The sequence below is a fragment of the Aeromonas sp. 130281 genome (assembly GCF_056642115.1).
Genome location: NZ_JBWVQS010000002.1, coordinates 341,172 through 368,166, shown reverse-complemented (window position 1 = coordinate 368,166; position 26,995 = coordinate 341,172). Strand labels below are relative to the sequence as shown.

General features: G+C 64.9%; 23 protein-coding genes. 9 read left to right on the top strand and 14 right to left on the bottom strand.

Going from position 1 to position 26,995, the window contains the following annotated elements:
- Positions 1–120 precede the first annotated feature (120 nt).
- Entirely contained in the window at positions 121–1,638 is a 1,518-nt protein-coding gene (exaC, locus tag AC1IN8_RS08655; protein WP_479758629.1) for an acetaldehyde dehydrogenase ExaC, read from the top strand.
- 51 nt (positions 1,639–1,689) lie between these two features.
- Here the strand turns inward: exaC and AC1IN8_RS08650 are convergent, their stop codons facing one another.
- Positions 1,690–2,484, bottom strand: coding sequence for an AraC family transcriptional regulator (locus tag AC1IN8_RS08650; RefSeq protein WP_479758628.1), 795 nt, complete (start codon positions 2,482–2,484; stop codon positions 1,690–1,692).
- A 96-nt stretch (positions 2,485–2,580) separates the two neighbouring features.
- On the opposite strand from AC1IN8_RS08650, the gene AC1IN8_RS08645 reads away from it, so the two are divergent.
- Entirely contained in the window at positions 2,581–3,468 is an 888-nt protein-coding gene (locus AC1IN8_RS08645) for a DMT family transporter (protein WP_479758627.1), read from the top strand.
- Between the two features lie 111 nt (positions 3,469–3,579).
- Here the strand turns inward: AC1IN8_RS08645 and AC1IN8_RS08640 are convergent, their stop codons facing one another.
- From AC1IN8_RS08640 to AC1IN8_RS08625, 4 genes are read right to left on the bottom strand one after another with little or no spacing between them, the layout of a single operon-like run.
- Entirely contained in the window at positions 3,580–4,272 is a 693-nt protein-coding gene (locus tag AC1IN8_RS08640; RefSeq protein WP_005324712.1) for a response regulator, read from the bottom strand.
- Positions 4,273–4,275: 3 nt separating this feature from the next.
- Positions 4,276–5,841, bottom strand: coding sequence for a sensor histidine kinase (locus AC1IN8_RS08635; protein ID WP_319913188.1), 1,566 nt, complete (start codon positions 5,839–5,841; stop codon positions 4,276–4,278).
- 17 nt (positions 5,842–5,858) lie between these two features.
- Positions 5,859–7,409, bottom strand: a complete 1,551-nt coding sequence (locus AC1IN8_RS08630; protein ID WP_479758625.1) for an NAD-dependent malic enzyme — start codon at positions 7,407–7,409, stop codon at positions 5,859–5,861.
- A 22-nt stretch (positions 7,410–7,431) separates the two neighbouring features.
- The gene (locus AC1IN8_RS08625) at positions 7,432–8,742 is read right to left on the bottom strand and encodes a 2-hydroxycarboxylate transporter family protein (protein ID WP_202046906.1); all 1,311 of its coding nucleotides are present in this window, start codon (positions 8,740–8,742) and stop codon (positions 7,432–7,434) included.
- Between the two features lie 217 nt (positions 8,743–8,959).
- On the opposite strand from AC1IN8_RS08625, the gene slyA reads away from it, so the two are divergent.
- The 4 genes from slyA to AC1IN8_RS08605 all read left to right on the top strand — a co-directional run bounded on the left by slyA (position 8,960) and on the right by AC1IN8_RS08605 (position 12,069).
- Positions 8,960–9,433: a transcriptional regulator SlyA gene (gene slyA, locus AC1IN8_RS08620; RefSeq protein WP_319913185.1), complete on the top strand. Its 474-nt coding sequence runs from the start codon at positions 8,960–8,962 to the stop codon at positions 9,431–9,433.
- Position 9,434: 1 nt separating this feature from the next.
- Positions 9,435–10,490 carry an HlyD family secretion protein gene (locus AC1IN8_RS08615; protein ID WP_202047145.1) on the top strand — a complete coding sequence of 352 codons (1,056 nt, stop codon included), beginning with the start codon at positions 9,435–9,437 and terminating at the stop codon, positions 10,488–10,490.
- 10 nt (positions 10,491–10,500) lie between these two features.
- The gene (locus AC1IN8_RS08610) at positions 10,501–11,529 is read left to right on the top strand and encodes a DUF2955 domain-containing protein (RefSeq protein WP_247627039.1); all 1,029 of its coding nucleotides are present in this window, start codon (positions 10,501–10,503) and stop codon (positions 11,527–11,529) included.
- Positions 11,530–11,709: 180 nt separating this feature from the next.
- Positions 11,710–12,069 carry an MliC family protein gene (locus AC1IN8_RS08605; protein ID WP_139436481.1) on the top strand — a complete coding sequence of 120 codons (360 nt, stop codon included), beginning with the start codon at positions 11,710–11,712 and terminating at the stop codon, positions 12,067–12,069.
- A 42-nt stretch (positions 12,070–12,111) separates the two neighbouring features.
- Here AC1IN8_RS08605 and AC1IN8_RS08600 read toward each other — a convergent pair whose 3' ends face one another.
- From AC1IN8_RS08600 to nrdD, 4 genes are all read right to left on the bottom strand, one after another.
- Positions 12,112–12,495 (bottom strand): energy transducer TonB, encoded by a 384-nt coding sequence (locus AC1IN8_RS08600; RefSeq protein ID WP_139436483.1) that lies wholly within the window; start codon positions 12,493–12,495, stop codon positions 12,112–12,114.
- 153 nt (positions 12,496–12,648) lie between these two features.
- On the bottom strand, positions 12,649–12,819 hold the full coding sequence (locus tag AC1IN8_RS08595; RefSeq protein WP_025327864.1) for a YqaE/Pmp3 family membrane protein: 171 nt from the start codon (positions 12,817–12,819) through the stop codon (positions 12,649–12,651).
- A gap of 347 nt (positions 12,820–13,166) precedes the next feature.
- The gene (gene nrdG, locus AC1IN8_RS08590; protein WP_479758623.1) at positions 13,167–13,682 is read right to left on the bottom strand and encodes an anaerobic ribonucleoside-triphosphate reductase-activating protein; all 516 of its coding nucleotides are present in this window, start codon (positions 13,680–13,682) and stop codon (positions 13,167–13,169) included.
- Between the two features lie 129 nt (positions 13,683–13,811).
- On the bottom strand, positions 13,812–15,929 hold the full coding sequence (gene nrdD / locus AC1IN8_RS08585; protein WP_479758622.1) for an anaerobic ribonucleoside-triphosphate reductase: 2,118 nt from the start codon (positions 15,927–15,929) through the stop codon (positions 13,812–13,814).
- Positions 15,930–16,361: 432 nt separating this feature from the next.
- Between nrdD and AC1IN8_RS08580 the strand changes: the two genes are divergently transcribed.
- Entirely contained in the window at positions 16,362–17,336 is a 975-nt protein-coding gene (locus AC1IN8_RS08580; RefSeq protein ID WP_479758758.1) for an ABC transporter substrate-binding protein, read from the top strand.
- A 59-nt stretch (positions 17,337–17,395) separates the two neighbouring features.
- Here the strand turns inward: AC1IN8_RS08580 and ligA are convergent, their stop codons facing one another.
- The 3 genes from ligA to AC1IN8_RS08565 all read right to left on the bottom strand — a co-directional run bounded on the left by ligA (position 17,396) and on the right by AC1IN8_RS08565 (position 24,019).
- A complete protein-coding gene (gene ligA / locus AC1IN8_RS08575; RefSeq protein WP_479758621.1) occupies positions 17,396–19,402 on the bottom strand; it encodes an NAD-dependent DNA ligase LigA in 2,007 nt (668 codons plus the stop codon).
- A 99-nt stretch (positions 19,403–19,501) separates the two neighbouring features.
- Entirely contained in the window at positions 19,502–20,629 is a 1,128-nt protein-coding gene (gene zipA, locus AC1IN8_RS08570; protein ID WP_265437275.1) for a cell division protein ZipA, read from the bottom strand.
- A 15-nt stretch (positions 20,630–20,644) separates the two neighbouring features.
- Positions 20,645–24,019 (bottom strand): AAA family ATPase, encoded by a 3,375-nt coding sequence (locus tag AC1IN8_RS08565; RefSeq protein ID WP_479758620.1) that lies wholly within the window; start codon positions 24,017–24,019, stop codon positions 20,645–20,647.
- A gap of 387 nt (positions 24,020–24,406) precedes the next feature.
- On the opposite strand from AC1IN8_RS08565, the gene cysZ reads away from it, so the two are divergent.
- Both cysZ and AC1IN8_RS08555 read left to right on the top strand, forming a co-directional pair.
- Positions 24,407–25,171 carry a sulfate transporter CysZ gene (gene cysZ, locus AC1IN8_RS08560; RefSeq protein WP_042649502.1) on the top strand — a complete coding sequence of 255 codons (765 nt, stop codon included), beginning with the start codon at positions 24,407–24,409 and terminating at the stop codon, positions 25,169–25,171.
- 134 nt (positions 25,172–25,305) lie between these two features.
- Entirely contained in the window at positions 25,306–25,920 is a 615-nt protein-coding gene (locus AC1IN8_RS08555) for a trimeric intracellular cation channel family protein (protein ID WP_139751586.1), read from the top strand.
- A 94-nt stretch (positions 25,921–26,014) separates the two neighbouring features.
- Here AC1IN8_RS08555 and AC1IN8_RS08550 read toward each other — a convergent pair whose 3' ends face one another.
- Positions 26,015–26,266: a DUF3862 domain-containing protein gene (locus AC1IN8_RS08550; RefSeq protein WP_202046917.1), complete on the bottom strand. Its 252-nt coding sequence runs from the start codon at positions 26,264–26,266 to the stop codon at positions 26,015–26,017.
- Between the two features lie 61 nt (positions 26,267–26,327).
- The gene (gene mepK / locus AC1IN8_RS08545) at positions 26,328–26,873 is read right to left on the bottom strand and encodes a peptidoglycan L,D-endopeptidase MepK (protein WP_139436499.1); all 546 of its coding nucleotides are present in this window, start codon (positions 26,871–26,873) and stop codon (positions 26,328–26,330) included.
- Positions 26,874–26,995: the final 122 nt, after the last annotated feature.

The following is a 26,995-nucleotide window of genomic DNA, read 5'->3' as shown; positions in this document are numbered from 1 at the left end:
TAACGTTTTTGTAACTTTTAGCCCTCTGGTCAGACCCTCTGGCACGGCCCTTGCGATACGGAGAAGCAACCGGACTGCCCGCCAGGCCGGTCAGGACCACACACACATAAGGATGATGAGATGATTTATACCGCTCCCGGTCAGGCAGGTGCCCTGGTCAGCTTCAAGTCCCGTTACGACAACTTCATCGGTGGCGACTGGGTGGCGCCGCGCGCCGGCCGCTATTTCGAGAACGTCTCGCCGGTGGATGGCCGGGTGTTCTGCGAGGTGGCCAGATCCGACGCCGCCGACATCGAGCTGGCGCTGGACGCCGCCCACAAGGCGTTCGCCAGCTGGAGCAAGACCAGCGTCACCGAGCGCAGCAACCTGCTGCTGCGCATCGCCGATCGCATCGAGCAGAACATCGAGGTGCTCGCCGTCGCCGAGACCTGGGAGAACGGCAAGGCGGTGCGCGAGACCCTGGCCGCCGACCTGCCGCTGGTGGTGGATCACTTCCGCTACTTCGCCGGCTGCATCCGCGCCCAGGAGGGCTCGGCCGCCGAGCTGGATCAGCACACCGTCAGCTACCACTTCAAGGAGCCCATCGGGGTGGTCGGCCAGATCATCCCCTGGAACTTCCCCCTGCTGATGGCGGCCTGGAAGCTGGCCCCGGTGCTGGCGGCGGGCTGCTGCAGCGTGCTCAAGCCCGCCGAGCAGACCCCGGTCACCATCATGCTGATGATGGATCTCATCAAGGACATACTGCCCCCCGGCGTGGTCAACGTGGTCAACGGCTTCGGCGCCGAGGCGGGCCAGGCGCTCGCCACCAGCGACCGGATCCAGAAGCTTGCCTTCACCGGTTCGACGGAAGTGGGCGCCCATATACTGCGCTGCGCCGCCGACAAGCTGATCCCCTCCACCGTGGAGCTGGGCGGCAAGTCCCCCAACATCTACTTCGCCGATGTGATGCAGCACGAGAGCAGCTACATCGACAAGGCGGTGGAAGGGATGCTGATGACCTTCTTCAACCAGGGGGAAGTGTGCACCTGCCCCTCCCGCGCCCTGGTGCAAGAAAGTATTTATGACGACTTTATGGACCGTGTGCTGGCCCGTGCCCGCACCATAGTGCAGGGCAACCCCCTGGACACCGCCACCCAGGTCGGCGCCCAGGCGTCCCGCGAGCAGTTCGACAAGATCCTGAGCTACATGGAGATCGGTCGCGGCGAGGGGGCCAGGATGCTGATCGGCGGCGGCCCGGCCACTGTGAATGGCCTGGAGGGGGGCTTCTACATCCAGCCCACCATCTTCTCGGGCCAGAACAAGATGCGGGTGTTCCAGGAGGAGATCTTCGGGCCGGCCCTCGGGGTCACCACCTTCAAGGACGAGGCGGATGCCCTGGCCATCGCCAACGATACCCAGTACGGGCTGGGGGCGGGCCTGTGGACTCGGGACAGCAACCTGGCCTGGCGCATGGGGCGCGGCATCCAGGCCGGCCGGGTCTGGGTCAACTGCTACCACGCCTACCCGGCCCACGCGGCCTTCGGCGGCTACAAGAAGTCAGGGATAGGCCGCGAGACCCACAAGATGATGCTGGACCACTACCAGAACACCAAGAACCTGCTGGTGAGCCACGACATCAACCCCCTCGGCTTCTTCTAAGCCCATCCCGTGATCCACAAGGGCGCCTGCGGGCGCCCTTTTTCATGCAGCTCAGGCCACAGGTTGGCCCAGCTGCTGGCGATAACGCTGGGGGGCGCACCCCTGCTCCCGCTGGAACATGGCGATGAAGGCCGAGGTGGAGGTGTAACCGAGGCGCCAGGCTATCTCCTGCACCGGCATCTCCCCCCGCAGCCAGTCCAGCGCCTTCACCAGCCGCAGCCGGGTGCGCCACTGGCCGAGGCTCATGCCGAGCTCCTTCTGGCAGCGCCGCGCCAGGGTGCGCTCCGTGGTGTGCAACACCCTGGCCCACTCGGCCAAGGTGCGGTTGTCCTCGGGGGCCGCGTGCAGGGCGGCCAGCAGCGGTGCCAGCAGGCGGTCCCGACTCTGGGGCAGGTAGCTTGGCTGGCAGCGGGTGCGGGCCAGCTTCTCGATGAAGAGCTCCCCCTGGCGAGCGTCCCACTCGTCTTCCAGATGGCCGACCCGGCGCTGGGTAAAGTCCTCCAGCAGGGCACGCAGCAAGGGAGTCAACGCCAGCAGCTGGGGTTCCCTTGGCAGGCGCGGCGCCAGCGCGTGGCTCACGTAGATGGAGGTGTAGTCCAGGGTCTGCTCGTTGAAGGCGCTGTGGGGCAGGTTGGCCGGCACCCAGATGAGGTAGTCGGCCGGCGCCACCAGCCGCTCTCCCCCGACCTCCACCACCATGACCCCCAGGCTGATGAGGCTGAGCTGGCCCCAGGGGTGGGCGTGCTCGGCGCAGGCGTTGCCCCCCTGGATCTGGCTGTAGCGAAAATAGAGGGGGTTGGGGTCGGCCAGCAGGCGATCCTGCTCGGCCAGGGTGAGGCTGCCCATGAAGATTGTCCCAAAGCGGTTATGACATGTCTTATTTACGCTACTTGCATCGTTCAAGACAAGGCTAGACTCTCGTCATCATATCAAGGAGTGCCTATGCCCTTTCTCTTTCCCCTGTTCGCCATCCTGATCTGGGCCGCCAATACCGTGGTCTCCAAGGCCGCCGCCGGTGTGCTGGATCCCGCCGCCATCTCCTTCTACCGCTGGGTGATCGCCGCCCTGGCGCTCTCCCCCTTCTGCCTGCCGCTGCTGTGGCGCCGCCGGCGCGATCTCCGCCCCTGGCTCGGCAAGCTGCTGGTGCTGGCGGCCCTTGGCATGGTGCTCTACCAGTGCCTGGCCTACTACGCCGCCCACAGCACCTCGGCCACCAACATGGGGGTCATCGGCTCCCTCATCCCGCTGCTGACCCTGCTGCAGAGCGCCCTCTTCTTCGGCCAGCGCCCGGGCAAGCAGGCGCTGCTCGGTATGAGCCTCTCCCTGTTCGGGGTGCTCTGGCTGCTCGGCAAGGGCAACCCCCTCGCCCTGCTGCACGACGGCATCAATCCGGGGGATGGCCTCATGCTGCTCGGCTCCGCCAGCTATGCGCTCTATGGCCTGCTGATCCGCCGCTGGCAACTGCCGTTCGGCCCCTGGCTCAACCTCTATCTGCAGATCCTGCTGGCGGTGCTGCTGCTGATCCCGGTCGCCCTGAGTGCGGACTCCCTGGCGGTGCCCGCCGAAGGCTGGGGTCTGGTGCTGTTCGCCGGGCTCGCCTCCTCCCTGCTGGCGGCCTACTGCTGGATGCGCGGCCTGGCCAGCCTGGGGGCGGAGCGCACCTCTGTGTTCATGAACCTGATGCCCCTGTGCACGGCGCTGATCGCCGTCATCTCCCTGGGTGAGCCCATCCACGGCTATCACCTGCTGGGCGGCGGCCTGATCCTGACCGGCGTCATGATCTCCCAGTTCAAGCCAAGGCTTCGCCGCCCTCTGCCCGAAGGGGCATAAGCGTGCGAACGCCGCTCTGGCGAGATGAAAGAAGGGAGCCTCAGGCTCCCTTCTTATCTGCGTCGCTTGCGCTGCATTTATTGTCTGCACGGCTATCCGCCTGCGCCGGCCTCAGCTGCTGCGGCGCCAGTGGTAGCGGCGCTCGGGGCGGCCGCGCTGGCCGTAGTTGAGATCCACGTCCAGCTTGTCTTCGGACTCCAGAAACTCCAGGTAGCGGCGCGCCGTGGTGCGACTAAGCGACAACCGCAGCGCCACCGTGTCGGTGGAGAAGGCGGTGTCCGGCTCCCCCGCCAGCAGCTCCAGCACCTGGCGCAAGGTGATGGCGTCTATGCCCTTGGGGGTGTCGCGCACCTCCCTCGGCTGAATGCGCCCCTTGCCCATCAGGCGGTCGAGATCGCTCTGCTCCAGCAAGCCGCGCTCGCACAGACGGCGATGCAGGGTCAGGATCTCGTCCAGGCTCTGCTGGATGCGAAACAGCCGCAGCGGCTTGATGATGTAGTCCTGCACCCCGAGATTCAGGGCCTGCTGTATGGTCTCCACGTCGCAGGAGGCGGTCACCATGACCACCAGCACCTCCCGGTTGTGGCTGCGCAGCCGGTTCACCCACTCCAGGCCCGAGCCGTCTGGCAGGGAGATGTCCACCACCAGCAACTGGGGTTCGGTGGCACGCATCATGAGATCGGCCTGGGCCAGGCTCTCGGCCCGCCCCAGCAGGGAGTAGCCCGGGGTCGAGGAGATAAGCTCGGCCAGGATGGCGCCGATCCGCTCGTCGTCCTCGATAACAAGAGTGAAGATTGGCTTCATGACTCACACCAATTGGTTTTTATTCAAATAGATACCGAACAAGGTGGTCTGTTCGGCGGTGCGGCGCCATTCTATCACACCCCCACGGCGGGCCACCGTCTTCTTGACCAGGAAGAGGCCGACCCCGTGATCCCCGGTCTGGCGGCTGACCCCATAGTCGAACAGGTGATCCGCCAGCGCCTCGTCCACCCCCTCGCCACTGTCCTCCACCTCGATCACCAGCCGACGCCCGAAGTCATCCACCGAGATGAGCACCCGGGGGGCGCACCGCTGGCGGTTCGCCCAGGCGGCCCTGATGCCGTTGTCCAGCAGGTTGCCAATGCAGGTGATGAGATCCGCCGACACCTCGGCCGGGTACTCCCCGAGCGCCGAGCCGGGATCCAGCACCAGCTCGACCCCGAGCTCCCGCGCCCGGCTGAACTTGCCGAGAATGAGACCGGCCACCGGCTTGTTCTCGATGGAGCGCAGCAGATCCTGCAGCATGGTCTGGCAGGCCTCGTTCTCCTGCTGGATGAGCTCTACCGCCTGATCCACATGACCGAGCTGCAGCAGGCCGGAGAGGCTGCTCAGCTTGTTGGCAAACTCGTGGGTCTGAATGCGCAGCATCTCGGCATACTGGCGCAGGTGGGTCACCTGCATGCCGAGGCTGCCGGTGCCGTCCGGCCGGCTGAAGATCAGCATGCGCCCCGGCTCGCGGCCGCCGAGCTCCTGCCAGTGGCCGACGAAGGCCTCCCCCTGCACGGTGAAGTTCACCCCTCCCTCCTGCTCCAGGGCGGGCAGCAGGCCGGGGGCCAGCTCGGCCAGGGAGTGGCCCAACAGGGCGTGGCGACCGGTGCCCGGCAGCCGCAACTGGTAGAAGGCCGCGCTGTTGAGCATCTTGATGCGATGGTTGCCATCGAGGGCCACTATCCCCTCCGAGATGCTCTCCAGCACCAGATCCTGCTGGGCGAAGCGGTTGACTATGGTCTCCGGCTCCAGATCCAGCAGGGTGCGCCGCAGCCGGTGCTGCAACCAGAACGCCAGCAGCAGACCGCAGCCCAGCACGGCGCCGATGGCGCTGATGAGCAGGGCGATCCGCTCCAGATAGATGCCCTCCACCGTGCGCATCAGGTAGCCCACCGCCACCGCCCCTATAGCGCGCCCGTCCGCCCCTATCACAGGCGAGAAGCAGCGGATGGCCGGGCCGAGCGTGCCCGCGTCCCTGGAGCAGTAACTGCGCCGCTCGTGGATCGCCGGCCAGATGTCCTCGCCACGGAAGGTCGCGCCGACCAGCTCGGGGGAGGGGTGGCTCAGGCGGCGGGCATGCTCGTCGGTCACCACCATGTAGGCGGCATCGGTGCGGCTGCAGATCCCCTGCACATAGTCCCGCAGGCCGGGATCCCTGCCCTGCTGCAGGGCCTGCACCACCCGGCCGTCCGCCGCCAGCACCCGGGCCAGATCGCTCCCCTTCTCCTCCAGGTTGCTCTCCAGCAGGTGGCGGATGAAGAGGGCGAGCAGGCCCCCCAGGATCAGGATCAGCAGCAGTGACAGCCCGAGGGAGAGGGTGACCAGTTGGTGGCGCAGTTTCATCGATTCACCTTGCAACGTCAGGAGGCGGACCAATAGTGCGGGCGCCACCAGGTCTGGTCAATGAGCGGCGCGGGATCACCGTCAAAATCCGCCAGCCCCTCCTCGCGGGCGGTCAGGGCCACGGCCCTGGCGACGGCGCGGGCCACCTCCCCCACCTCCTCTATGGGGGGCAGCAGTCGCCCCTCTGCCAGCGCACAGGCGCCCACCGCCCGCACCGCCGCCTGCAGCATGCCATCGCTGATGCGCCGCGCCTTGACCGCGCAGGCCCCGAGGCCAATGCCCGGGAACACATAGACGTTGTTGCACTGGGAGACCACCCGCAGCTCCCCCGCCACCTCGACCGGGGCGAAGGGGCTGCCGGTGGCGAGCAGGGCGCGCCCTTCGGTCGCCCGCCACACCTGCCCCGGGGTCGCCTCGGCGCTGCGGGTCGGGTTGGAGAGGGGCAGTATCACAGGGCGCTCGCACGCCTCCCCCATGGCCGTCAGTACCGCCTCGTCGAACAGGCCGCCCTGGCCGCTCACCCCGATCAGCACCCCGGGGCGCAACCGGGCGATGAGCTCGGGCAGGGAGGTGCATGCCTCCTCTGCCGGGCGGGCGAAGGGCTGCTGGGAGGGGGTCAGGTTGGCCCTGTCCAGGCAGACCAGGCCATCCTGATCGAACAGCTGCACCCGCTGCGGGCTGCCCGCCAGCCGGGCCAGCATGGCGGCGATGCCGCAGCCCGCCGAGCCAGCGCCGACGATGAGCACAGGGGTATCGGCGAGCGTGCTGCCCGCCTGTTGCAAGCCTGCCAGCACGCAGGCGGAGGCGACCGCCGCCGTGCCCTGGATGTCGTCGTTGAACATGCAGAGCTCGTCCCGGTAGCGGGCCAGGAGGTTGGCGGCATGCTTGCCGGCGAAGTCCTCGAACTGCAGCACCACCTGGGGCCAGCGTGTGCGAATGGCCGCCACCACCTTGTCCATGAAGCTGTAGTAGGTCTCGCCGTCGATGCGCGGGGCCTGCCAGCCGAGGTAGGAGTCATCCTCCAGCAGGGCCGGGTTGTTGGTGCCCACGTCCACGCACAGGGGCAGGGTGCGCGCCGGGTTGATACCACCGGCGGCGCTGTAGAGCGCCAGCTTGCCGATGCAGATCCCCATGCCGCCGATGCCGAGATCGCCGAGCCCCAGCACCCGCTCCCCGTCGGAGATGACGATGACGTCCACCTCCTGCTCCACCGCGGCGAAGATGGCGTCCAGCTCGTCCCTGTCGTGCCAGGAGAGGTAGAGACCGTGGCTGCGCAGGTAGAGATCGCTGTGGCGCTGGCAGGCCTCCCCCACCACTGGGGTGTAGATGATGGGCAAGAGCTCCGGCAGGTGGTGGCGCACCAGATCGTAAAACAGCACAGGGTTGTCCTCCTGCAACTGGCGCAGCAGCAGGTGCTGGTCGAAGGGGCTCTGCATGGCGGAGACCAGGCGGTAGATGCGGCGGCGCTGCTGTGAGAGGGACTCCTCCTTGTGGGGCATGCGCCCCATCAGGCCCTGACGCTTGCGTTCGGCATAGGGCAGGCTGGTGCCCATCATGATGTCGTTCATGTCGTTTTCCTGTATCCGGTCGTCACGCGAGCAGAGAGATGAGGGCGGTGGCCAGGATCAGCATCACGGCCCCGCCGAGGCGAGAGGAGATCTGGGCGAAGGGCATCAGCTTCATGCGCTGGGCTGCCGACAGCACGGCCACGTCACCTGTGCCCCCCATGTTGGCCATGCACAGGCCGCCGGTGATGGCCGCCTCTATGGGATAAAAACCTATCATGCGCCCCACCAGGGCCGCCCCCAGGGCGCCGCCCACCACTGTGGTCAGCACCATGATGAAGTAGTTGACCGAGAAGGCGCCGATGAGCTCGGGGATGCTGGTGTAGGCCACCCCTATGCCCACCAGCAGGGAGGGGGTGAGGTTGCTCACCACGAACTGGTACCAGTCGGCGGCCGCCTGCTCGTAGCGGCGCGGCAATACACCGCTCACCTTGATGAAGGCCACAGCCAGTATCATCAGGGCGAAGGGGTGCATGGGGATGAAGTTGCCGAGCAAGGAGCCCAGCACGAACATGCTGGAGCTGATGAAGAGGCCGAGCCCCAGGCTCTGCAGGGTCGGGGCCTCGGCCTGCTCGTCGGCGACGCTCTGGCTGTTTTCCTTGACCATCAGCTTGCCGTTGCCGGTCAGGGAGGGGTAGCGGCGACCGAGGCGCGCCAGCAGGGAGCCCACCAGTATGGCCAGGGTGTTGGCGATCACCACGGCGGGCACCATGCGCGACAACAGGTCGGCGCTGGACATCTGCAAGGGGCCGGAGAGGATCTCCACCAGCGGCACTGCGCCGGCGCCCATGCCGCCCCCCATGATGGGCAGGCCGATGAGCAGCACCGCATTCTTGAAGCCGTACCCCATCAGGGAGCCGACCAGGCCGACGCTCAGCAGCGCCAGCGCCACGCCTCCCAGGATCACCGGCAGGTAGCGCATGGCGGCGTTTTTCAGCAGGGCGCCGCTCATGCCGAACACCGAGCCGGTCACCAGGCTGGCGATGAAGAAGTTCAAAAAGCCCCCCTCCTTCATGAAGCGGGTGATCACCTCACCCGCCTCGGCCGGCAGTATCCTGTACTCGAACAGGGCGGCGCCGCCGAAGATGGCGAGTATGGTGCCGCCCCCCAGGTACTCCCGTATCGGGGGGATCCGCTCGCCCAGCTCGCTCAGCAGGGTGCCGAGCACGAACATCAGCGCCAGGGCACCGACCATGCCGAGTGGCAATGAGCCGTTCCAGCCTGCGTAGAGGACGCAGGTGGCGAGCCCGAGGAAGATCATCATGGGCATGCCGGCGATCTGCTGGTCGCCCCAGGCGCCCTTCATCTGTACTTCGGAGGTAGAGAGGTTTTTCATTGTTATGCTCCAGCTTGTGGTGTGGCGCCACTCTACGTATCCCCTCCTCTGCTGTCGGTTAGCGGCCCTGCAAAGCCATATAAAAACATTGAAACCTTAAGCACCATTGCCCTCCCCGCGTCCCCGGCCCCGAGACTGAATGTGAGCTGAATCACGCTTTACTTAGCCTGCTAAATAAATATAATGCTTAGCAGGCTAAGTATATGAGGTGTCTGCCATGAAAAAGGATCTGGAGATGTTGCGCGAGCTCTCCCTCGCCGAGCGAGTCGGACGATTGCACCGACTGTGGCGCACCGTGGCCGATATCGAGCTGGCCCCCTTGGGGTTGACCCATCCGCGCTGGACCGCGCTCTGGAAGCTGAGTCGCCTCGGCGGCCACCTCAGCCAGAAGACCCTGGCCGAGGCGCTGGAGATAGAGCTGCCCTCCCTGATGCGCACCCTGGGTCAGCTGGAAGAGCAGGGACTGGTGGAGCGCCACTGCTGCAGCCAGGACAAGCGCGCCCGCATCGTCACCCTGACCCCGGCCGGCAAGGCGCTGCTCGACCAGATCGAGGATCGCATCATGGAGATACGCCGGGAGCTGCTCACCGGCATCAGCCAGCAGGAGCTGGCCCAGTTTGAAGAGATAGTGCACCGGATCTCCGCCAACGCCCTCGGCAAGATCGGTGCCCAGCATGAAGAGAGAGAATAAGATGACCCCGGATCAACAATTCAAGCGCTGGATCAAGTGGGCCATGGCCTGCTTCGTCCTGGTGTTCGGCTACTTCCTGCTGGCCGACATCAAGATGCCCCTCACCCCCCAGGCCATGGCCACCCGGGTCGTCACCAAGATGGCGCCCCAGGTCAGCGGCAAGGTGGTCGAAGTGGCAGTGGTGAACAACCAGCACGTCAAACAGGGGGATCTGCTGTTCGTGCTGGATCCGGCCCCCTTCGAGCTCGCGGTCGAGCAGGCCAGACTCGCCCTGGATCAGGCCGAGCAACAGAATCGCCAGCTGGATGCGACCCTGAACGCCGCCGCCGCCGACTTCAGCTCGCTGCAGACCCAGACCGCCCAGAAACAGCGGGAGGCCGAGCGCATCGATACCCTCTATCGCCGCCACATGGTGTCTGAGCAGCAGAAAGATGACGCCGACAGCGCCGCCCGCACCGCCCGTGCCAACCTGCTGGCCAGCCAGGCCCGCATGGAGCAGGCTCGCGTCAACCGCGGCCTGGCCGGTGACGACAACCTGCTGCTGCGCCAGGCGCGCAACCGCCTCGCCCAGGCCGAGCTGAACCTCACCTACAGCCAGGTCCATGCGAGCCAGGATGGCATCATCACCAACCTGCAGCTCAAGCCGGGCAGCGTGGCCACGGCGGGCGCTCCCCTGCTGGCCTTGGTCTCGGAGCAGGTGGACGTGATCGCCGATTTTCGCGAGAAGAGCCTGCGTCACATCACCCCGGAAAGCCGCGCGCTGGTCGCCTTCGACGGCGAGCCAGGCCGCCTCTATCCGGCCCGGGTCGCCAGCCTGGACGCCGGGGTCAGCGCCGGCCAGTTCGACGCCAACGGCCTCTTGGCCAACCCCATCGAGTCCGACCGCTGGGTGCGGGATGCCCAGCGACTGCGTCTGCACCTGACCCTGGATCAGCTGCCCGCCCATCTGCCGGCCGGGGCCCGCGCCACTGTCCAGCTGCTGCCGGACAACGCCCTCAGCGCGTTCTTTGCCCGCGGCCAGATCCGCCTGCTCAGCCTGCTGCACTACATCTACTGAGATGACGACCATGAACCTGTGGCACAGACCCCTCACCGCCAACGAGCTGCGCCAGTGTCTGCGCATCGCCTTCGGCTGCACCCTGGGGTTTGTACTGTGCAAGATCTTCGGCTGGAGCAACGGGGTCTTCTTCACCGTCACCCCTGTGCTGCTGCTCGGCATGATCCCCGTGATGAACGGCCACGCCGCCCGCCAGCTCATCGCCTCGGCCGCCATGTGCGGGCTGGAGGTCGGCCTGCTGGGCGGCCTGTTCGGCAGTCATCCCGGGCTGATGACCCCCCTCGTCTTCCTGCTGTTCCTCTACCGTTTCGCCGCCATGTCCCGGGGCAGCCTCTTCCTGTTCGGCGCCAACGGCGTGCTCAGCCTCAGCATCATGCTGCACTTTGCCAGCTATCCCGGGACAGATCTGAACGATCTCATCTTCAGCAACCTCTGGGCCAGCATCCTGTCGGTGCTCATCGCCTACCTGATGACGGCCCTGATCCCGGACGTGGAGCCCCGGCCTGCCCCCGCCCCCTCTCCCAAGGCGCCACACCGGATGCGCCACGAGGCCCTGCTCGGCGCCAGCATCGCCACCCTGTCGTTCCTGGTCTTCCAGCTGTTCGATCTGCGCGACTCCATGTCCGCCCAGGCGACCACCCTGCTGGTGCTCTTCCCCATGCACTGGGACGGGGCCCTGAGCTACGCCCGCAAGCGCGCCATGGGCACCCTGCTGGGGGTGAGTTTCGGCATCCTGGGGCAGCTGGTGCTCTACGACTGGTCCGGTCTACTCCTGCTGGTCACCCCCCTGCTCTGGCTCGGAGCCATGCTGTTCAGCCATGCCCATGTGAAGGAGGCGAGCGGCTCCGGGGTCGGCTTCGGCGCCCTCACCACCCTCGGCATACTGTTTGGCCAGTACCTGACCCCGGGCAACGATCTGGTGTTCAGCGCCCTCTACCGGGTGAGCAGCATCCTCTTTGCCATCGTCGCCACCCTGCTGGCCTGCTACCTCATTCACCGTCTGCTCAACCGTTTCGAGGCGACCCGTTTCGGTTATTGATCCCCTTTCCAATGGCCAAGGATGTGCTGTCTTTCGCCCCGCAACCCTGCGGGGCGTTTTTTTGCCCGCCGGTTGCACCGGGTGACGGACGCATCCCGACGCACGGCTCCCACCATGAGGTTGCACTCATCCCCCAGCCTGTTAGGCTCAACCCCATATGACACCGACAAAGGATGCGACATGAAACACGCCAAGCTCTTTCTACTGGGGATGGGGGGTATGATCCTGCTCGGCGGCTGCGATCTGGGGGCCGGCAAGCTGGGGGTGACAGGGGGCGATCCCGTCACCTATCTGTGCGAGCAGAACCAGAAGGTGCAGGTGCGCTACTTCTCCCTCTCGGACGAGAGCCTGAACTTCGTCAAGCTCGCCCTGCCCGATGGCAAGGATTACACCCTGCCCCAGGCGGTCTCCGCCTCCGGCGCCCGCTACACCGACGATCACGAGGTGGTCTGGTGGAACAAGGGGAAGGAAGGCTTCGTGGAGATGCGCGATGACGCCGGGGAGTGGCAGAGCCGCTACAACGACTGCAAGGAGCAATAAGCCCCGCAGTGACAAAGACCCCGGCCAAGGCCGGGGTCTTTGTCATCTCACTTCGACGTCATATCGGACCACAACCCGTACCGGGATGGCTTGCGGATTCTGCTCGGACACCCGATAACGCACCTGCGCCAGCCCTGAGATGGCGATGAGATCCAGCACGCCGGGGGGCTCGGACTCCAGCACCTCGGGACTGAACAGATCGCCATTGGAATCGATGAGGTAACGAAGGGTCACGCAGCCCTTCACCGGCCTCTCCTTCGGCAATCCACCGACCGGATTGAAGTCGCCTATCTGCCCCACCTGAACCCAGTATCTGGGCAGATCTTCCCAGACGATATCCACCGGAGGCTGATTCAGCTTCGCGGTGGGGCTGGCGCAGCCCCCCAGCATCAGGGCGACCCCCAGCAACACTAGCTTCAAACCCATTCAACTCTCCTTGTACTGTGACCGCTCGGCTCCTTGAACGGCCAACCAGTGTCTGGCAGTGAGGCTCATTCGGGAAGTCCCCATCTGGCGAGGCACTCTCGCGGGCAATAAAAAGGCCAACCCTGGGGTTGGCCTTTCTCGCAAGGGGATGACTCAGGCGCGCTTGTCGCTGACCACCAGCCAGAGCGCGTGGACCATGCCGGGCAGGCCGCCGAGCAGGGTCAGCACTATGTTGATGAAGAAGTGCAAGCTGAGCCCCACCTGGATAAAGGCACAGACCGGCGGCAGGAAGATGGCCAGCAGGATCTTGAGCAAATTGTTCATCTCATGGTTCCTCATGAAAGATGTCATGTGATTCGGATGGGCTAACCATAAACAGCCTTGCCCACAACTGCAAACCACAGCGAACAGCTTTCGCGCCTTTCTCGCCCGGGATTGAGCCAGGGTTCAGCTGACAGTGGCTGGCGCACACCTAGCCCCAGGGAAGCGCAATGATCAGGCCAGCAGCTGGCAGGGGATCCGGCTCTTATGCTCCCGCTCCCGCCAGGCGTTGAGGTCGTGGATGATCTGGTTGCTGCTATTGTCACCCCAGTAGCTGGCAAGGGATCCGGCTCTTATGCTCTCGCTCCCGCCAGGCGTTGAGGTCGTGGATGATCTGGTTGCTGCTATTGTCACCCCAGTAGCTGGCAGGGGATCCGGCTCTTATGCTCTCGCTCCCGCCAGGCGTTGAGGTCGTGAATGATCTGGTTGCTGCTGCCGCGCCAGAGCAGGCCGGGGTCCGCCAGCCCTTTTTCGAACTTGCCGTCCACCAGCACATCCAGCAGGGCGACCAGCTCGCACTGGGCCGGAGTGAGCTCGCTTAAGCGATAACCGGTCCAGCACCAGATGTCCTTGCCGGGGCACTCTGCCCGCACCCGTTTCACCAGCGCCAGCACCTGGGGCAGGTTGGCCGGGTGCAGTGGATCGCCGCCCGAGAGCGACAGACCTCGCCGCTTGATACGCGAATCCTTGAGATCGCCAATGATGCGATCGCTCATCGCCTCATCGAACGGCTTGCCGCCATCGAGGCGCCAGGTGCTCTGGTTGTAGCAGCCGGGGCACTGGTGTTCGCAGCCCGACACAAACAGGGTGGCCCGGGTGCCTGGGCCGTTCACCACATCGACCGGGTAGTATTGGTGGTAGTGCATCTTCTCTCTCTATTGCGGCCCCTCATCCCCAGCCCTTCTCCCGCGAGGGGAGAAGGGAGCAAAGCGGCGCCAACAGCACCTCGGATGGTTCCCTCTCCCTTTGGGAGAGGGCTAGGGTGAGGGCTCGGCCTACATATGTTTCACGCGGCGCTTCACCTCTTCCTGCTTGCCCGCATTGAAGGGGCGTGCATCCGGGCTGCCGAGGTAGCCGCACACCCGGCGGGTCACCGACACCTTGGCGGGGTCGTGGTTGCCGCAGCGCGGGCAGGTGAAGCCCTTGGAGGTGCACTCGAACTCGCCGGTAAAGCCGCAGTCGTAGCACTCGTCTATGGGGGTGTTGGTGCCGTAGTAGGGCACCTTGTCATAGCTGTAGTCCCAGACGTTTTCGAGCGCCTCCAGGTTGTGCTGGATGTTGGGGTACTCGCCGTAGCAGATGAAGCCGCCGCTGGCGATGGGCGGATAGGGCGCCTCGAAGTCCAGCTTGTCGTAAGGGTTCACCTGCTTCTCCACGTCGAGGTGGAAGCTGTTGGTGTAGTAGCCCTTGTCGGTCACCCCGGCCACCACACCGAACTCCTTGGCGTCGATGCGGCAGAAGCGGGTACAGAGATTCTCGCTCGGGGTGGAGTAGAGGCTGAAGCCGTAGCCTGTCTCCTCCTTCCACTCGTCGGTGGCCGCCTTGAGGCGGGCGATGATGGCGATGGCCTTCTGGCGCAGGGTCTCGCTGTCGAACAGATGAGTCTGCGTGCCGAACAGGGCGTTGATGGTCTCGTGTACCCCGATGTAGCCGAGCGAGATGGAGGCGCGGCCATGTTTGAAGATCTCGCTGACGTTGTCGTCCGCCTTGAGGCGCACGCCGCAGGCCCCTTCCATATAGAGGATGGGGGCGACCCGCGCCTTGACGCCGTCCAGTCGCTTGATGCGGTACATGAGCGCCGTCTTGGCCACCCGCAGTGCCGCATCCAGCTTGTCCCAGAAATCCGCCTCGTCACGGGATTTGAGCGCGATGCGCGGCAGGTTGAGGCTCACCACCCCTATGTTGTTGCGCCCTTCATGAATGAGCTCGCCATTCTCCTCGTAGGCGCCGAGGAAGGAGCGGCAGCCCATGGGGGTCTTGAAGGAGCCGGTCACCTGCACCACCTGGTCATGGTTGAGGATGTCCGGATACATCCGCTTGGAGGCACACTCCAGCGCCAGCTGCTTGATGTCGTAGTTGGGATCTCCCAACTTGTGGTTGAGGCCATCCTTGATGGCGAACACCAGTTTCGGGAAGACGGCGGTCTTCTTGTTCTTGCCAAGGCCGGCGATGCGGTTGCCGAGGATGGCGCGCTGGATGAGGCGCGACTCCCAACTGTCGCCGAGGCCGAAGCCGAAGGTGACGAACGGCGTCTGGCCGTTGGCGGTGTGCAGGGTGTTGACCTCGTACTCCAGGGACTGGAAGGCGTCGTAGCACTCCTTCTCGGTGCGAGCCATGGCGTAGGCGTCCACGTCGCTGATGCCCCACTCCTCGGCCACTTCCCGGTGTTTCTGCCAGCTGATGGTCACATAGGGAGCCAGCACCTCGTCGATGCGGTTGATGGTGGTGCCGCCGTAGATGTGGCTCGCCACCTGGGCGATGATCTGGGCGGTCACGGCGGTGGCCGTGCTGATGGATTTGGGGGTGTCTATCTCCGCATTGCCCATCTTGAAGCCGTGGGTCAGCATCCCCTGCAAGTCGATCAGCATGCAGTTGAACATGGGGAAGAAGGGGGAGTAGTCGAGATCGTGGAAGTGCAGATCGCCGCTCTCGTGGGCCTGCACCACCTCGCGGGGCAGCATGTGGCTGATGGCGTAGTGCTTGGCGACTATGCCCGCCAGCAGGTCGCGCTGGGTCGGGATCACCTTGGAGTCCTTGTTGGCGTTCTCGTTGAGCAGGGCCGCGTTGGTCTGCTCCACCAGGCCACGGATCTCCTGGGCCAGCCGGCCGCGGGCCTCGCGGGCCTGATCCCGGTCGTGACGGTACTCGATGTAGGCGCGGGCGATGGCCTTGTCGTCGGACGCCATCAGATGGTTCTCGACCCGGTTCTGGATCTCGTGGATATCCACCTCGCCCCGCCCTTCCAGCTCCTGGCTGACCGCGCCTGAGATGCGCAGTGCCAGCGCCGGATTGGCCTGATTGACCGCTTCCGCCGCCCGGCTCACCGCCTCGGCGATCAGCTGGCCATTGAATGGTGCGCGACATCCATCACGTTTGATCACTACCGGTTTCATCGATTTTCCCCGCATTAAAGGCCTGGCAGCCACCCTGGGCTCACCCTTGTTGAGTCCCCTTCTCCACACCCTATCCCCGGCGCACATGCATTCAGCCGGGGCCTGAGAGGCCCGGGCTGACGCTGAGAGGGAGACGACTTATGCACAGCTTGATAACACTATATATGGGTATTTTTTTTATGCTAACCCCTATATGTGGTAGCTATTAGGCCCCAAAGCGATGACCCGTTTCTTGATCCAGGACAGGTTTTGGAAGGAGTGGCGCAGTTCACAGTCAGCGTCAAAAGAGGCCATTTGTGCGCATCCCAGACGGGGTGCGGGCTGGCGCCCGATGGAGAGCCCCGGGGGAGGATGGCACCATCTGACAACAATTGACCGAGGCAACCAACAGCCGGAACGCACATAATGGGTGCAGTGTCCTGCCAATGGAAAATGAACGTGACCAAGGTGTGGCTCCTGTTAGCCCTATTCCCGCTCCAGCTGCTGGCCGCCGAGATCCTGGTGATCAGCAGCTACCATCAGGCCAATCTGTGGGATCAGAGCTACAGCGCCGGCCTGAAGACGCACCTCAAGGGCGAGCACCACATCAGCCACCTCTACCTGGATACCAAGCGTCAGCCTCAGCAGACCCGGGAGCAGCTCGTCAGCCAGGGGATGGCGGCCTATCAAGCACGCAAGCCGGCCCTGGTGGTGCTCGGGGATGACAACGCCATCAACGCCCTCGCCCGCCCCATCGCCGCCCTGGGCACCCCAGTGGTGTTTCTCGGCATGAACGAAAACCCGCGCCCCAAGGGGCTGGTCGGGCACCCTCTGATCACCGGCGTGCTGGAACGCCCCCTGCTCAAGCGCAACATCAGCGAGATGAGCCAGCTGATGGGCGGCATCGGCAAGGCGCTGGTGCTGTTTGACGAGAGCGAGGTGTCGCGCACCGCCATCGAGGAGGAGTTCAAGGGGCGCAGCGAGCTGCGGGTCGGCCAGACCCGGGTGAGCAGCCGGCAATTCAACGACTACAGGCGCTGGCAGGAGGCGGTGCTCGCCAGCCGGCAGAACGGCTATGAGGCTCTCTTCCTCGGCCTCTATCACACCCTCACCGACGAACAGGGGCTGCATGTGAGCGAGCAGCAGGTGCTGGCCTGGACCAGCGCCCACAGCCCCGTGCCCCTGTTCGGTTTCTGGGAGTTTGCGGTGGGGCCGGGCCGCACCATAGGCGGCCTGGTGCTCGATGGTCGCACCCAGGGGGAGAAGGCGGCAGAGCTCGCCAACGCCATACTGGCGGGTACGGCGCCACAGGCCCTCTCCCCCCGCGCCGCCCAGCGCGGTGAATACCTGTTCAGCAAGAGCGAGCTGGCACGCTGGCAGCTTGAGGCCCCATCAAGATGGCAGGGGCGGGTGAGCTATGTCGACTGAGCCCGAAAACGACAGACCCGGCCAGCTGGCCGGGTCTGTTTTATTGCGCCCCTGTCAACTCAGGGCTGGATCGCCGCCTGCAACTCTTCTTCGGTCCAGATGGTGATGCCGAGCTCCTGCGCCTTGGCGAGCTTGGAGCCTGCGGCTTCCCCCGCCACCAGCACATCTGTCTTGGCCGACACAGATCCCGCCACCTTGGCCCCCAGGGCCTGCAGCGCCGCCTTGGCATCGTTGCGGGACAAGGTGGTGAGGGTACCGGTCAGCACGAAGGTCTTGCCGGCGAAGGGCTGCTGCGCAGCCTCCCTCTTCTCGATGGCCGGCCAGTGGATGCCGGCGGCCAGCAGGGCGTCGAGCACCTCTATGTTGTGGGGCTGGCGCAGGAAGTAGTAGACGTGCTTGGCTACTATGTCCCCCACGTCGGCCACCTCGAGCAGCTGCTCCACCGAGGCGGCGCGCAGGGCATCCAGGGTGAGGAAGTGGTTGGCCAGGTTCAGCGCGGTCGCCTCTCCCACCTCGCGAATGCCCAAGGCAAACAGGAAGCGCGGCAGGGTGGTGCTGCGGGCCTTGTCGATGGCGGCCACCAGATTGAGGGCAGATTTTTGCCCCATCCGCTCGAGACCGGCCAGCTGGATGGCGTTGAGGCTAAACAGATCCGCCGGGGTCTTCACCAGCCCCTTGTCCACCAGCTGCTCCACTATCTTGTCACCCAGGCCGTCCACGTCCATGGCGCGCCGCGCCGCGAAGTGCTTGATCGCCTCCTTGCGCTGCGCCTCGCAGAACAGGCCGCCGGAGCAGCGGGTCACCGCCTCCCCTTCCAGTCGCTCCACCGCCGAGCCGCACACCGGGCACTGGGTGGGGAAGAGGATCTCGCGGGCATCCGCAGGGCGCTGGGCCTCCACCACGGCGACGATCTGCGGGATCACATCCCCCGCCCGGCGCACTATCACGGTATCGCCGATCATGACGCCAAGGCGCGCTATCTCGTCGGCATTGTGCAGGGTGGCGTTGGAGACGGTGACACCGCCGACGAACACCGGCTTGAGCTTGGCCACCGGGGTTACGGCGCCAGTACGGCCCACCTGGAACTCGACGTTCTCAAGCTCCGTCATCTCCTCTTCTGCCGGGAACTTGTGGGCCGTGGCCCAGCGCGGGGCCCGGGCCACGAAACCGAGCTCCTGTTGCAGCGCTATGTCGTCCACCTTGTAGACCACGCCGTCGATCTCGTAGGGCAGCTCGCTGCGGCGGGCCAGGATGTCGTCGTGGAACGCCTGGCAACCGGCGGCGCCTTCTTTCAGCTTCACCTCGGGACTGAGCGGCAGCCCCCAAGCCTTGAGCTGGTTGAGGCGAGCGAAGTGGGAGTTCCCCAGCTCGTCGCCGCCAATGCCCACGCCATAGGCGTAGAAGCTCAGGGGACGGCTGGCGGTGATGCGGGAATCGAGCTGGCGCAGGCTGCCGGCGGCAGCGTTGCGCGGGTTGACGAACACCTTCTCCCCTGCGGCCAGCGCCCTGGCATTCATCGCCTCGAAACCGGCCTTGGGCATAAAGACTTCGCCACGCACCTCCAGTCGCGCAGGCCAACCAGTACCCCGCAGGACAAGCGGAATGGCCTTGATGGTGCGCACGTTCTCGGTGATCTCCTCCCCCGTGGCGCCATCGCCCCGGGTGGCCGCCTGCACCAGCTGGCCGTCCACATAGAGCAGGCTGACCGCCAGACCGTCCAGCTTGGGCTCGCAGCAGAAGGTGAAGTTCAGCTCGCGCTTGAGGCGATCGCGCATGCGCTGCTCGAAGGCCTGCAGCTCTTCGGCGCTGAAGACGTTGTCCAGGCTCAGCATGGGGATCTCGTGACGCACCTGGCTGAAGGCCGAGAGCGGCTGGCCGCCGACCCGCACGCTGGGGGAGGCCGGGGTTTTCAGCTCGGGGTGCTCGGTCTCGAGCGCGATCAGCTCGCGCATCAGGCGATCGTATTCGGCGTCCGGTACCGTGGGGTTGTCCAGCACATAGTACTGATGGCCATATTCGGTGAGCAGTTCACACAGTTGACGGTGGCGGGAGAGGATGTCGCTCATGAAGAAGTCTCGAAGTGTGATGGAACAATCAGTCTGGGGCAGAAATGAAAATGCGGCACCTGGGTACCGCACTTTTCATGGCTGAGGCCACATGGCGCATCAGTCGCGGCTGGCCTCGTAGGCGGCCAGCTCATGGCGATAACGGGCAATGTCGTCGTCGCTGAGCGGGCTGCGCGAGGCATCGGTCAGCATGGCATCGAGATCGCTTGCCAGCTGATCCGCCGCCTGCAGCATGTGCTCGAACGCAAAGGCCGCATTGCTGCGCAGGGGCAGCTGCATGAAGAGGGACACACCCGGGGTGCTGAACTGCTCCATGCGGTAGGGGTTGAAGGTACCCGGCTTGACCATGTTGATCATGGAGAAGAGCACTTCACCCTTGCCGTTGAGATCCTCGTGACGGTGGAAGATGTCCATCTCGCCAAACTTGAAGCCCAGCGCCAGCAGGGAGGAGAGCAGGGTCGCCCCTTGCAGATCGTGACCAGGACGGGCCATCAGGTTGATGACATAGACATCCTGCCAGATCTTCTCGACCGGCGGCAGCTCCTGGACGGGCTCGGCCACCTGGACCGGCTCTTCGTAGGCGGGCTCGTCATCATAATCGGGCTCTTCGTACGCAGGCGCAGGCTGGGCATAGCGGGCTTGCTGTTGCGGCGCGGGCTCGCGGGCACCGAAGGTCGGCGCCTGGGCGTAAGCAGGCTCCACCAGCGGCTCGTCGTCCAGTGGCTGCATCATGGGTTCGCGCTGGGGGCGGGAGCGGTGCACCGGGGTGCGGCGGATCACCTGGGCAGGCTTGCGTACCGGCGCGGCAGGCACCTCTTCGACAGGCTCGGCGCTCGGCTCCTCATACTCGTCTTCTTCTTCATAGACGGGGGGCGGCGTCACCGGACGGGGGGCAGGCTTGCGCACCACAGGCGGCGGCAGCTCGTCATCCTCGTCCTCATCGAAGGCGGGCACTGTGGCGGCACGGCGGGGTTCCGGCTGATGGGCCTCGTCGTTGCGCAGCTTGGGCTCGGCACGACGGCCACCGCTGACCACGCGCACCTGACCGATGCCATCGCTGTCAAACGCATCGCTGTCACGATCCCGTGACTTGGATTCCATCCGACCCAGGGGTTTTTCCTTGATCGGTGCCTGACGGTTCTTTCTGTTGCTCCACAACCCGTGAATGAGCAATGCCGCGATGGCAATACCGCCCAGGGCAACCAAGATGTAACGCAATTCCTGCATTAGCTGCTTCTCTTTCTAGTTTTGCTCAGCCAAAGCGACGGCTTCACCGATGTCAACCGACACGATGCGAGAAACCCCGGGCTCTTGCATCGTGACGCCTATCAGCTGCTCGGCCATCTCCATGGAGACCTTATTATGACTGATGTAAACGAACTGTACTGTGCTCGACATCTCTTTGACAAGAGAACAGAAGCGACCCACGTTCACTTCATCGAGCGGTGCATCCACCTCATCCAGCAGACAGAAGGGTGCTGGATTGAGTCTGAAGATGGCAAAAACCAGCGCAAGGGCGGTTAACGCCTTCTCCCCCCCGGAAAGCAGGGCAATGGTAGCATTCTTCTTGCCCGGAGGTCTTGCCATGATGCTCACTCCGGCTTCCAAAAGATCGTCCGAGGTCAGCTCAAGCCAGGCACTGCCCCCCCCGAACACTTTCGGGAACAGGGATTTTAAATCTTCGTTGACCTTATCGAAAGTGTCGCGGAAGCGTATTTGTGTTTCTTTATCAATTCTTTTAATGGCTTGGCTCAGGGTTTCCAGCGCCTGCTCCAGATCCTGGCACTGGTTTTCCAGGTAGCTTGCCCGGGTTTTCGCCTCTTCATACTCCTCCAGCGCCGCCAGGTTGATGGCGCCAAGTGCCTCCACCTGTGTCTCCAGGGTCTGGATCTCCTGGCGCAGCTTGCCGCGATCGGCGGCGATCAGCACCGCCTGATCGAGATCCACCAGACGCACGCCCAGCTCTTCGAACTGCTCGTGCAGCCCCTGTCGACGGGTGAGGTTGCGCTCCCGCTCCAGCCTGAGCTGGGCGAGCTTCTCCTGCAGGGCCACCAGCTGCTTGTGGTCGGCGCTTCTGGCCTGCTCCAGCTCGGTCAGCTGACGCTCCAGCTCGGCGAGCCGCTGATGGCAGGCGAGCTGCTGCGCCTCCAGGTTGCGTTGCTCCGCCAGCAGGGGCGAGATGTCCTGCACCGCCTGGGCGTCCGGCCCCTTGAGCTCGGCCAGTTCCAGCCCGAGCCGGGCCAGCTCCTGCTCGCGCAGGGCGATGAGCTGCGCCAGATTTTGCTGCGCCAGTTGCCAGCGCTGGCAGCTTGCCTGCTGCTGCTCCCGGCGCGCACGCGCCTCCTCCAGCGCCCGCTCGGCACTGGCGACCCCCTCCTGGGCCAGCAAGAGTGCCTCCGCCAGCGGCTCCCCCTGCTCCTGCAGCTCGGCAAGGTGCGCCTCTTCCAGCTCGAGCTGCTGCTGGACCGCAGTCAGCCGCTCGGCCTCCTCGGCCTGCTCCTTGTCCAGCCGGGTCAACTCTTCCCCCAGCTGGCCGAGGCGCAGCAGCCGCTCCTGACGCTGACCCTGCTGCAGGCTCCAGGCTTCCCGCAGTTGCTGCCATTTCTGCTCCTGCTCGCGCAGGGTGCGCTGGCTCGCCTCAAGGGCGCTGTGCAAATGGGCACGGTCGGCATCGGCGGCCTTCAACTGGGCATCGAGCTGAACCAGCGCCTGCTCCCCAGCGGCCAGTTCGGTGTGTAACCGCTCACGTTCACCGAGCAGCGCCAGGGTGCCGAGGGCGCCGCCCTGGCCGAGATCGGCCCAGTTCGGGCCAAACCAGTCCCCCGCCGGGGTCAGCACAGACTCACCGGCCAGGAGGGATGACTGGCGGGCCAGGGCCGCCTCCCTGTCATCGGCCAGCCAGATGACGTTGAGGAAGGCGGGGATGTGATCCCCCTCGAGCCGGGCCGCCAGGGTGCCGGGCACCGCAGGGTGAGCCGGGCCAATCCAGAGCCCGCCCTGCTCGAGGTTGCACTGGTCCCCCGGCTGGGCGGTGAGCCAGCGCCCGAGCACCTTGTCCAGCGCCTGGGCCCACTCGGGAGCGACCTGCAGCCGATCCGCCAGGGTCGCGCCCTGCATCTGCTCCCCCAAAATCTGATCAAGGGTTGTGAGGCGGGCGCCGAGCTCGCGCAACAGGCCGCCCTGCCGATCCCGCTGTCCCTTGAGGGCCTCGTGGCTGGCCACGCCGGCCTGCCACGCCTGTTCCAACGCCTCGTGGCGGGCACGAGAGAGTGCCAGCGCATCCGACAGGGCATCCAGCGCGGGCTGCAGGCTCTCACCTTCCCCGCCGAGGGGGCCGGCCTGTTCATCCTCCAGCTTGAGTCGCGCCAGCCGGGTCTTGGCCTGCAGCTCCTGCAGGCCGCTTCGCTGGGCACGGGTCTGGTTGAGCCTGCCCTGTGCCTGGCCGAGCTGCTGCTGCCACTGCTGCTGGTGTTGGCGGGCCAGCTCAAGCCGCTCGCCAGCCGCGAGGCGAACGGCCTGCTGATCGGCAAGTAACTGCTCACACTGCTCGAGGCGAGCCGACTCCACCTCCCCCTGGAGGACACCCTCGGCCTGCTGATCCTGCTGGCTGGCCAGCTGGGCCTTGATGCCGTCGATGCGCTCGCCGAGAGCCTGACGCCGCACCTGCCAGTCGCGACCGAGCTCGGTCTGGTGAAGCTGCTGCTGTTCGAGACGGGCGATGGCCTGGCCGCCGAGGAAGATCTGCTGCTGACGACTCGCCTGCTCGGCCTGGGCCTCCTGGCGGGCCACCGACAGGGTGACGTGGCGCCCTTCGCCCGCGGTGCGCTTGGCATCGAGCGCCGCCAGCGCCTGCTCTGCCTGGGCCAGCTCGTTCTTGGCCTCGCCGAGGCGGGTCTCCAGCGCCCACAGCTCGGAGCCGATGAGCTCGGCCCTTGCGGCGCGACTGCGGCTCTTGAGCTGCTTGTAGCGCTCGGCGGTTTCGGCCTGGGATTTGAGGTGCTCGAGGCGGGAACCCAGCTCGCCACGAATGTCGCCGAGGCGCTCCAGGTTCTCCTGGGTGTGACGGATGCGCTGCTCTGTCTCCCGGCGCCGCTCCTTGTAGCGGGAGACCCCGGCGGCCTCTTCCATGAAGAGCTTGAGGTCCGCCGGGCGCGACTCCACCAGCCGGCTGACGGTGCCCTGCTCTATGATGGCGTAGCTGCGCGGGCCCAGGCCGGTGCCGAGGAAGAGATCGGTCACATCCTTGCGACGGCACTTCTGGCCGTTGATCTGGTAGTGGTTGGAGCCGTCACGCAGCACCTCGCGGCGCACCGAGATCTCGGTATAACGGCCAAATTCACCGGGCACCCGGTTGTGGGGATTGTCGAACACCAGCTCCACCGAGGCGCGGCCGTGGGGGCTGCGGTTGATGGAGCCGTTGAAGATGACGTCCGTCATGTTCTCCCCGCGCAGGTGGCGGGCCGAGCTCTCCCCCAGCACCCAGCGCACGGCGTCGATGACATTGGATTTGCCACAGCCGTTGGGGCCCACCACGGCGGTCATGTCGGCCGACAGTTCGATGCGGGTCGGCTCGACGAACGACTTGAAGCCGGCGAGTTTGATCAGTTTCAGACGCATGGCGACCCGTGTCAGTGGCAAAATGAAGAGGCGGCGGGCGGGCTGTCAGCCCACGAATATCATCCGACGTCCGGCCTGACCGGACGGGATATCGGGAATAGTTCGCGACTTTACCAGATCCGGACCCGGCCTTGTTGGTCGTGCGCAGGTAGTCAGCCCACGAATATCATCCAGCATCCGGCCTGACTGGACGGGATATCGGGAATAGTTCGCGACTTTACCAGATCCGAACCCGGCCTTGTTGGGACTACGTAGGCAGCCAGCACACCCATATCATCCGACGTCCGGCCTGACCGGACGGGATTTCGGGAATAGTTCGCGACTTTACCAAATTGGAGGCTTGTTTGTAATATGCTGGCACCCTACCCATTCATTGATGGATCTCAGATGAGCCAATCTCCTCACATGGTCAAAGATTCGGTCAGCGGTGCAGACTACTTCCTGCGCGGCTTCTCCCTCATTCGCCAGCCGGGGATCCGCACCTTCGTGCTGATCCCCCTGCTGGTCAACTTCGTGCTGTTTGCCGGCGCCTTCTATGCCCTGCTGCTGCAACTCGACGGCCTGTTCGCCTGGCTCCATCAGCAGATCCCGAGCTGGCTCTCCTGGCTCGACTACCTGCTGTGGCCCATCGCCCTCATCACCATACTGGTGGTGTTCTCCTTCATCTTCAGCTCGGTGATCAACTGGATAGCGGCCCCCTTCAACGGCCTGCTGGCGGAGAAGGTGGAACAGATCCTCACCGGCGAGGCGGTGAGCGACACCGGCATGCTGGACGTGGTCAAGGACGTGCCGCGCACCTTCAGCCGCGAGTGGACCAAGCTGAAGTACTACCTGCCCAAGGCCATCGGCTGCCTGATCCTGTTCCTCATCCCGGTGGTGGGCCAGACCCTGGCACCCGTGCTCTGGTTCCTGTTCAGCGCCTGGATGATGGCGATCCAGTATGTGGACTACCCGTTCGACAACCACAAGATCGACTTCATCACCATGCGCGATGCCTTGAAGCAGCGCCGCGGCAAGTGCCTGAGCTTCGGTGCCCTGGTCACCCTCTTCTCCGCCATTCCCGTGGTCAATCTGTTCGTGATGCCGGTCGCCATCTGTGGCGCCACCGCCATGTGGGTGGATCAGTATCGCAGCGAGCAGCTTCGCCGCTGAGCCGAGCACTCATAACCAAAAACGGGGGCATAAGCCCCCTTTTCATTACTTAATCTAATGCAAACATGAGAGTGCTTGTCGTGCCAGACCAGGCTTGTTAGGATGCGGGCCTTTCTCGCACCCTGGGATAACTCATGTTACATGCACTCTTCTTGCTCGGCCTGGTGGCCGAAGGGATGACTGGCGCGCTGGCGGCGGGTCGGCGGCGGATGGATCTGTTTGGTGTCGTCATCATCGCCTCGGCGACGGCCATAGGGGGAGGTACCATCCGGGATGTGCTGCTGGGCCACTACCCCCTGCTCTGGGTGGAGCACCCCGAATATGTGCTGCTGGTGGCGGGGGCGGCCATGGTGGGCGTCATCTCGGCCCCGCTGATGCGCTATCTCGGCAAGCTGTTCCTGGCCCTCGATGCCCTGGGGCTGGTGGTCTTCTCCATCTTTGGCGCCGCCCGGGCGCTCGAGATGGGCCACGGGGCCGGCATCGCCTGCATCATGGCGGTGGTAACAGGCGTCTTTGGCGGCGTGCTGCGGGATCTCCTGTGCCAGCGCATCCCGCTGGTGTTCAAGCGTGAGCTCTACGCCGCCGTCTCCCTGGTGACAGCCGCCCTCTACTGCTTCGCGCTGGATCAGGGCCTGCCCAATGACTGGGCCGCCTTCGGGGCCATCGGCATCGGCTTCGTGCTGCGACTGCTGGCGGTGCGCTTCAAGTGGGGACTCCCCACCTTCAATTACCAGTACGCCACCCACTGAGCGCGCCAGTTTCTGGCCGGATCGGCTGGATTGCACGCAACAAAAAAGCGCCGGATGGCGCTTTTTTGTTGCTGATGACAGTGAAAAGACTGACTCAGTTGATCCCTTCCGAACTGAAGAAGGTGGCCTTGTCGGCGATGAAACGGATCTTGATATTCTTGCCCTCACCGCCCCAGATACAGCTGGTGGTGCCGAGCGCATCGTCGCAACGCTCCGCCTTGCCGAGGATGGCGCTCGCCTCGGCATAGGTGATCCCCATCTTCAGCTTGTCGTAGTTTTCCCGGTTCAGCTTGCTGCACCCGGCCAGCAGCAGGGCGATCAGCCCGCCAAGCAAAATATGCTTCATCTGTCTCTCCTCTGGATAGTGTCCAGAGCCTAGCAGCTCAAGGCCACCCTGTGCCAACCCGTTACCAGCTGCGCACCGGGCCGGTATCCAGGTGGACGAAGTTGTCGGAGGGGTAGTAACCCACGCCGCCGACCTTGAGGTTCAGGGCCGCCTTGCGCAGGTGCGCCAGCTGCACGCCGGGGATGCGCACATCCACCGCCTGCCCCAGGGTGTGGTAGCTGTGCTTGGCGACACCACGGCTGCGCTGGCGCTTCTGGCGATTGGTGGCCGGGGAGCGATACCCAGAGATGAGCTGAATTTCCCCCTTGCGGCCCAGCTTGTGCTGCAGCAGGAACAGCTGATCGAACAGCTTCCTGTCGATGTTGAACACCTCGTTGCGGCGATAGTCGCGGAAGATATGGTTGAGCTCCGCCAGGCCATCGTTCAGATAACGGCCATTCTCCCAATAGCTGGCGTTGACTCGCTCGCCGGTATTGAGGTTGAAGAAGCTGAGTTCACGTCCCGTCGTGCTGCGGCTCGCCACGGCCGGGAACGACAGCAGGCTGGCCCCCATCAGGCAACCGGCCCCCAGCAGCAGACGGCGTCGGCTTATCTCTTGGTCCAGCATCCGTTGTCCGTCCATTCCAGAGTGAAGTAACAGTGGTGAATGAATATGATACAGAGGCCGAAACTACCCGCCCGTAAAAGTCATGTCAAACCGCAAAGGCCCATGAAAAAGCCCGGCAGGAG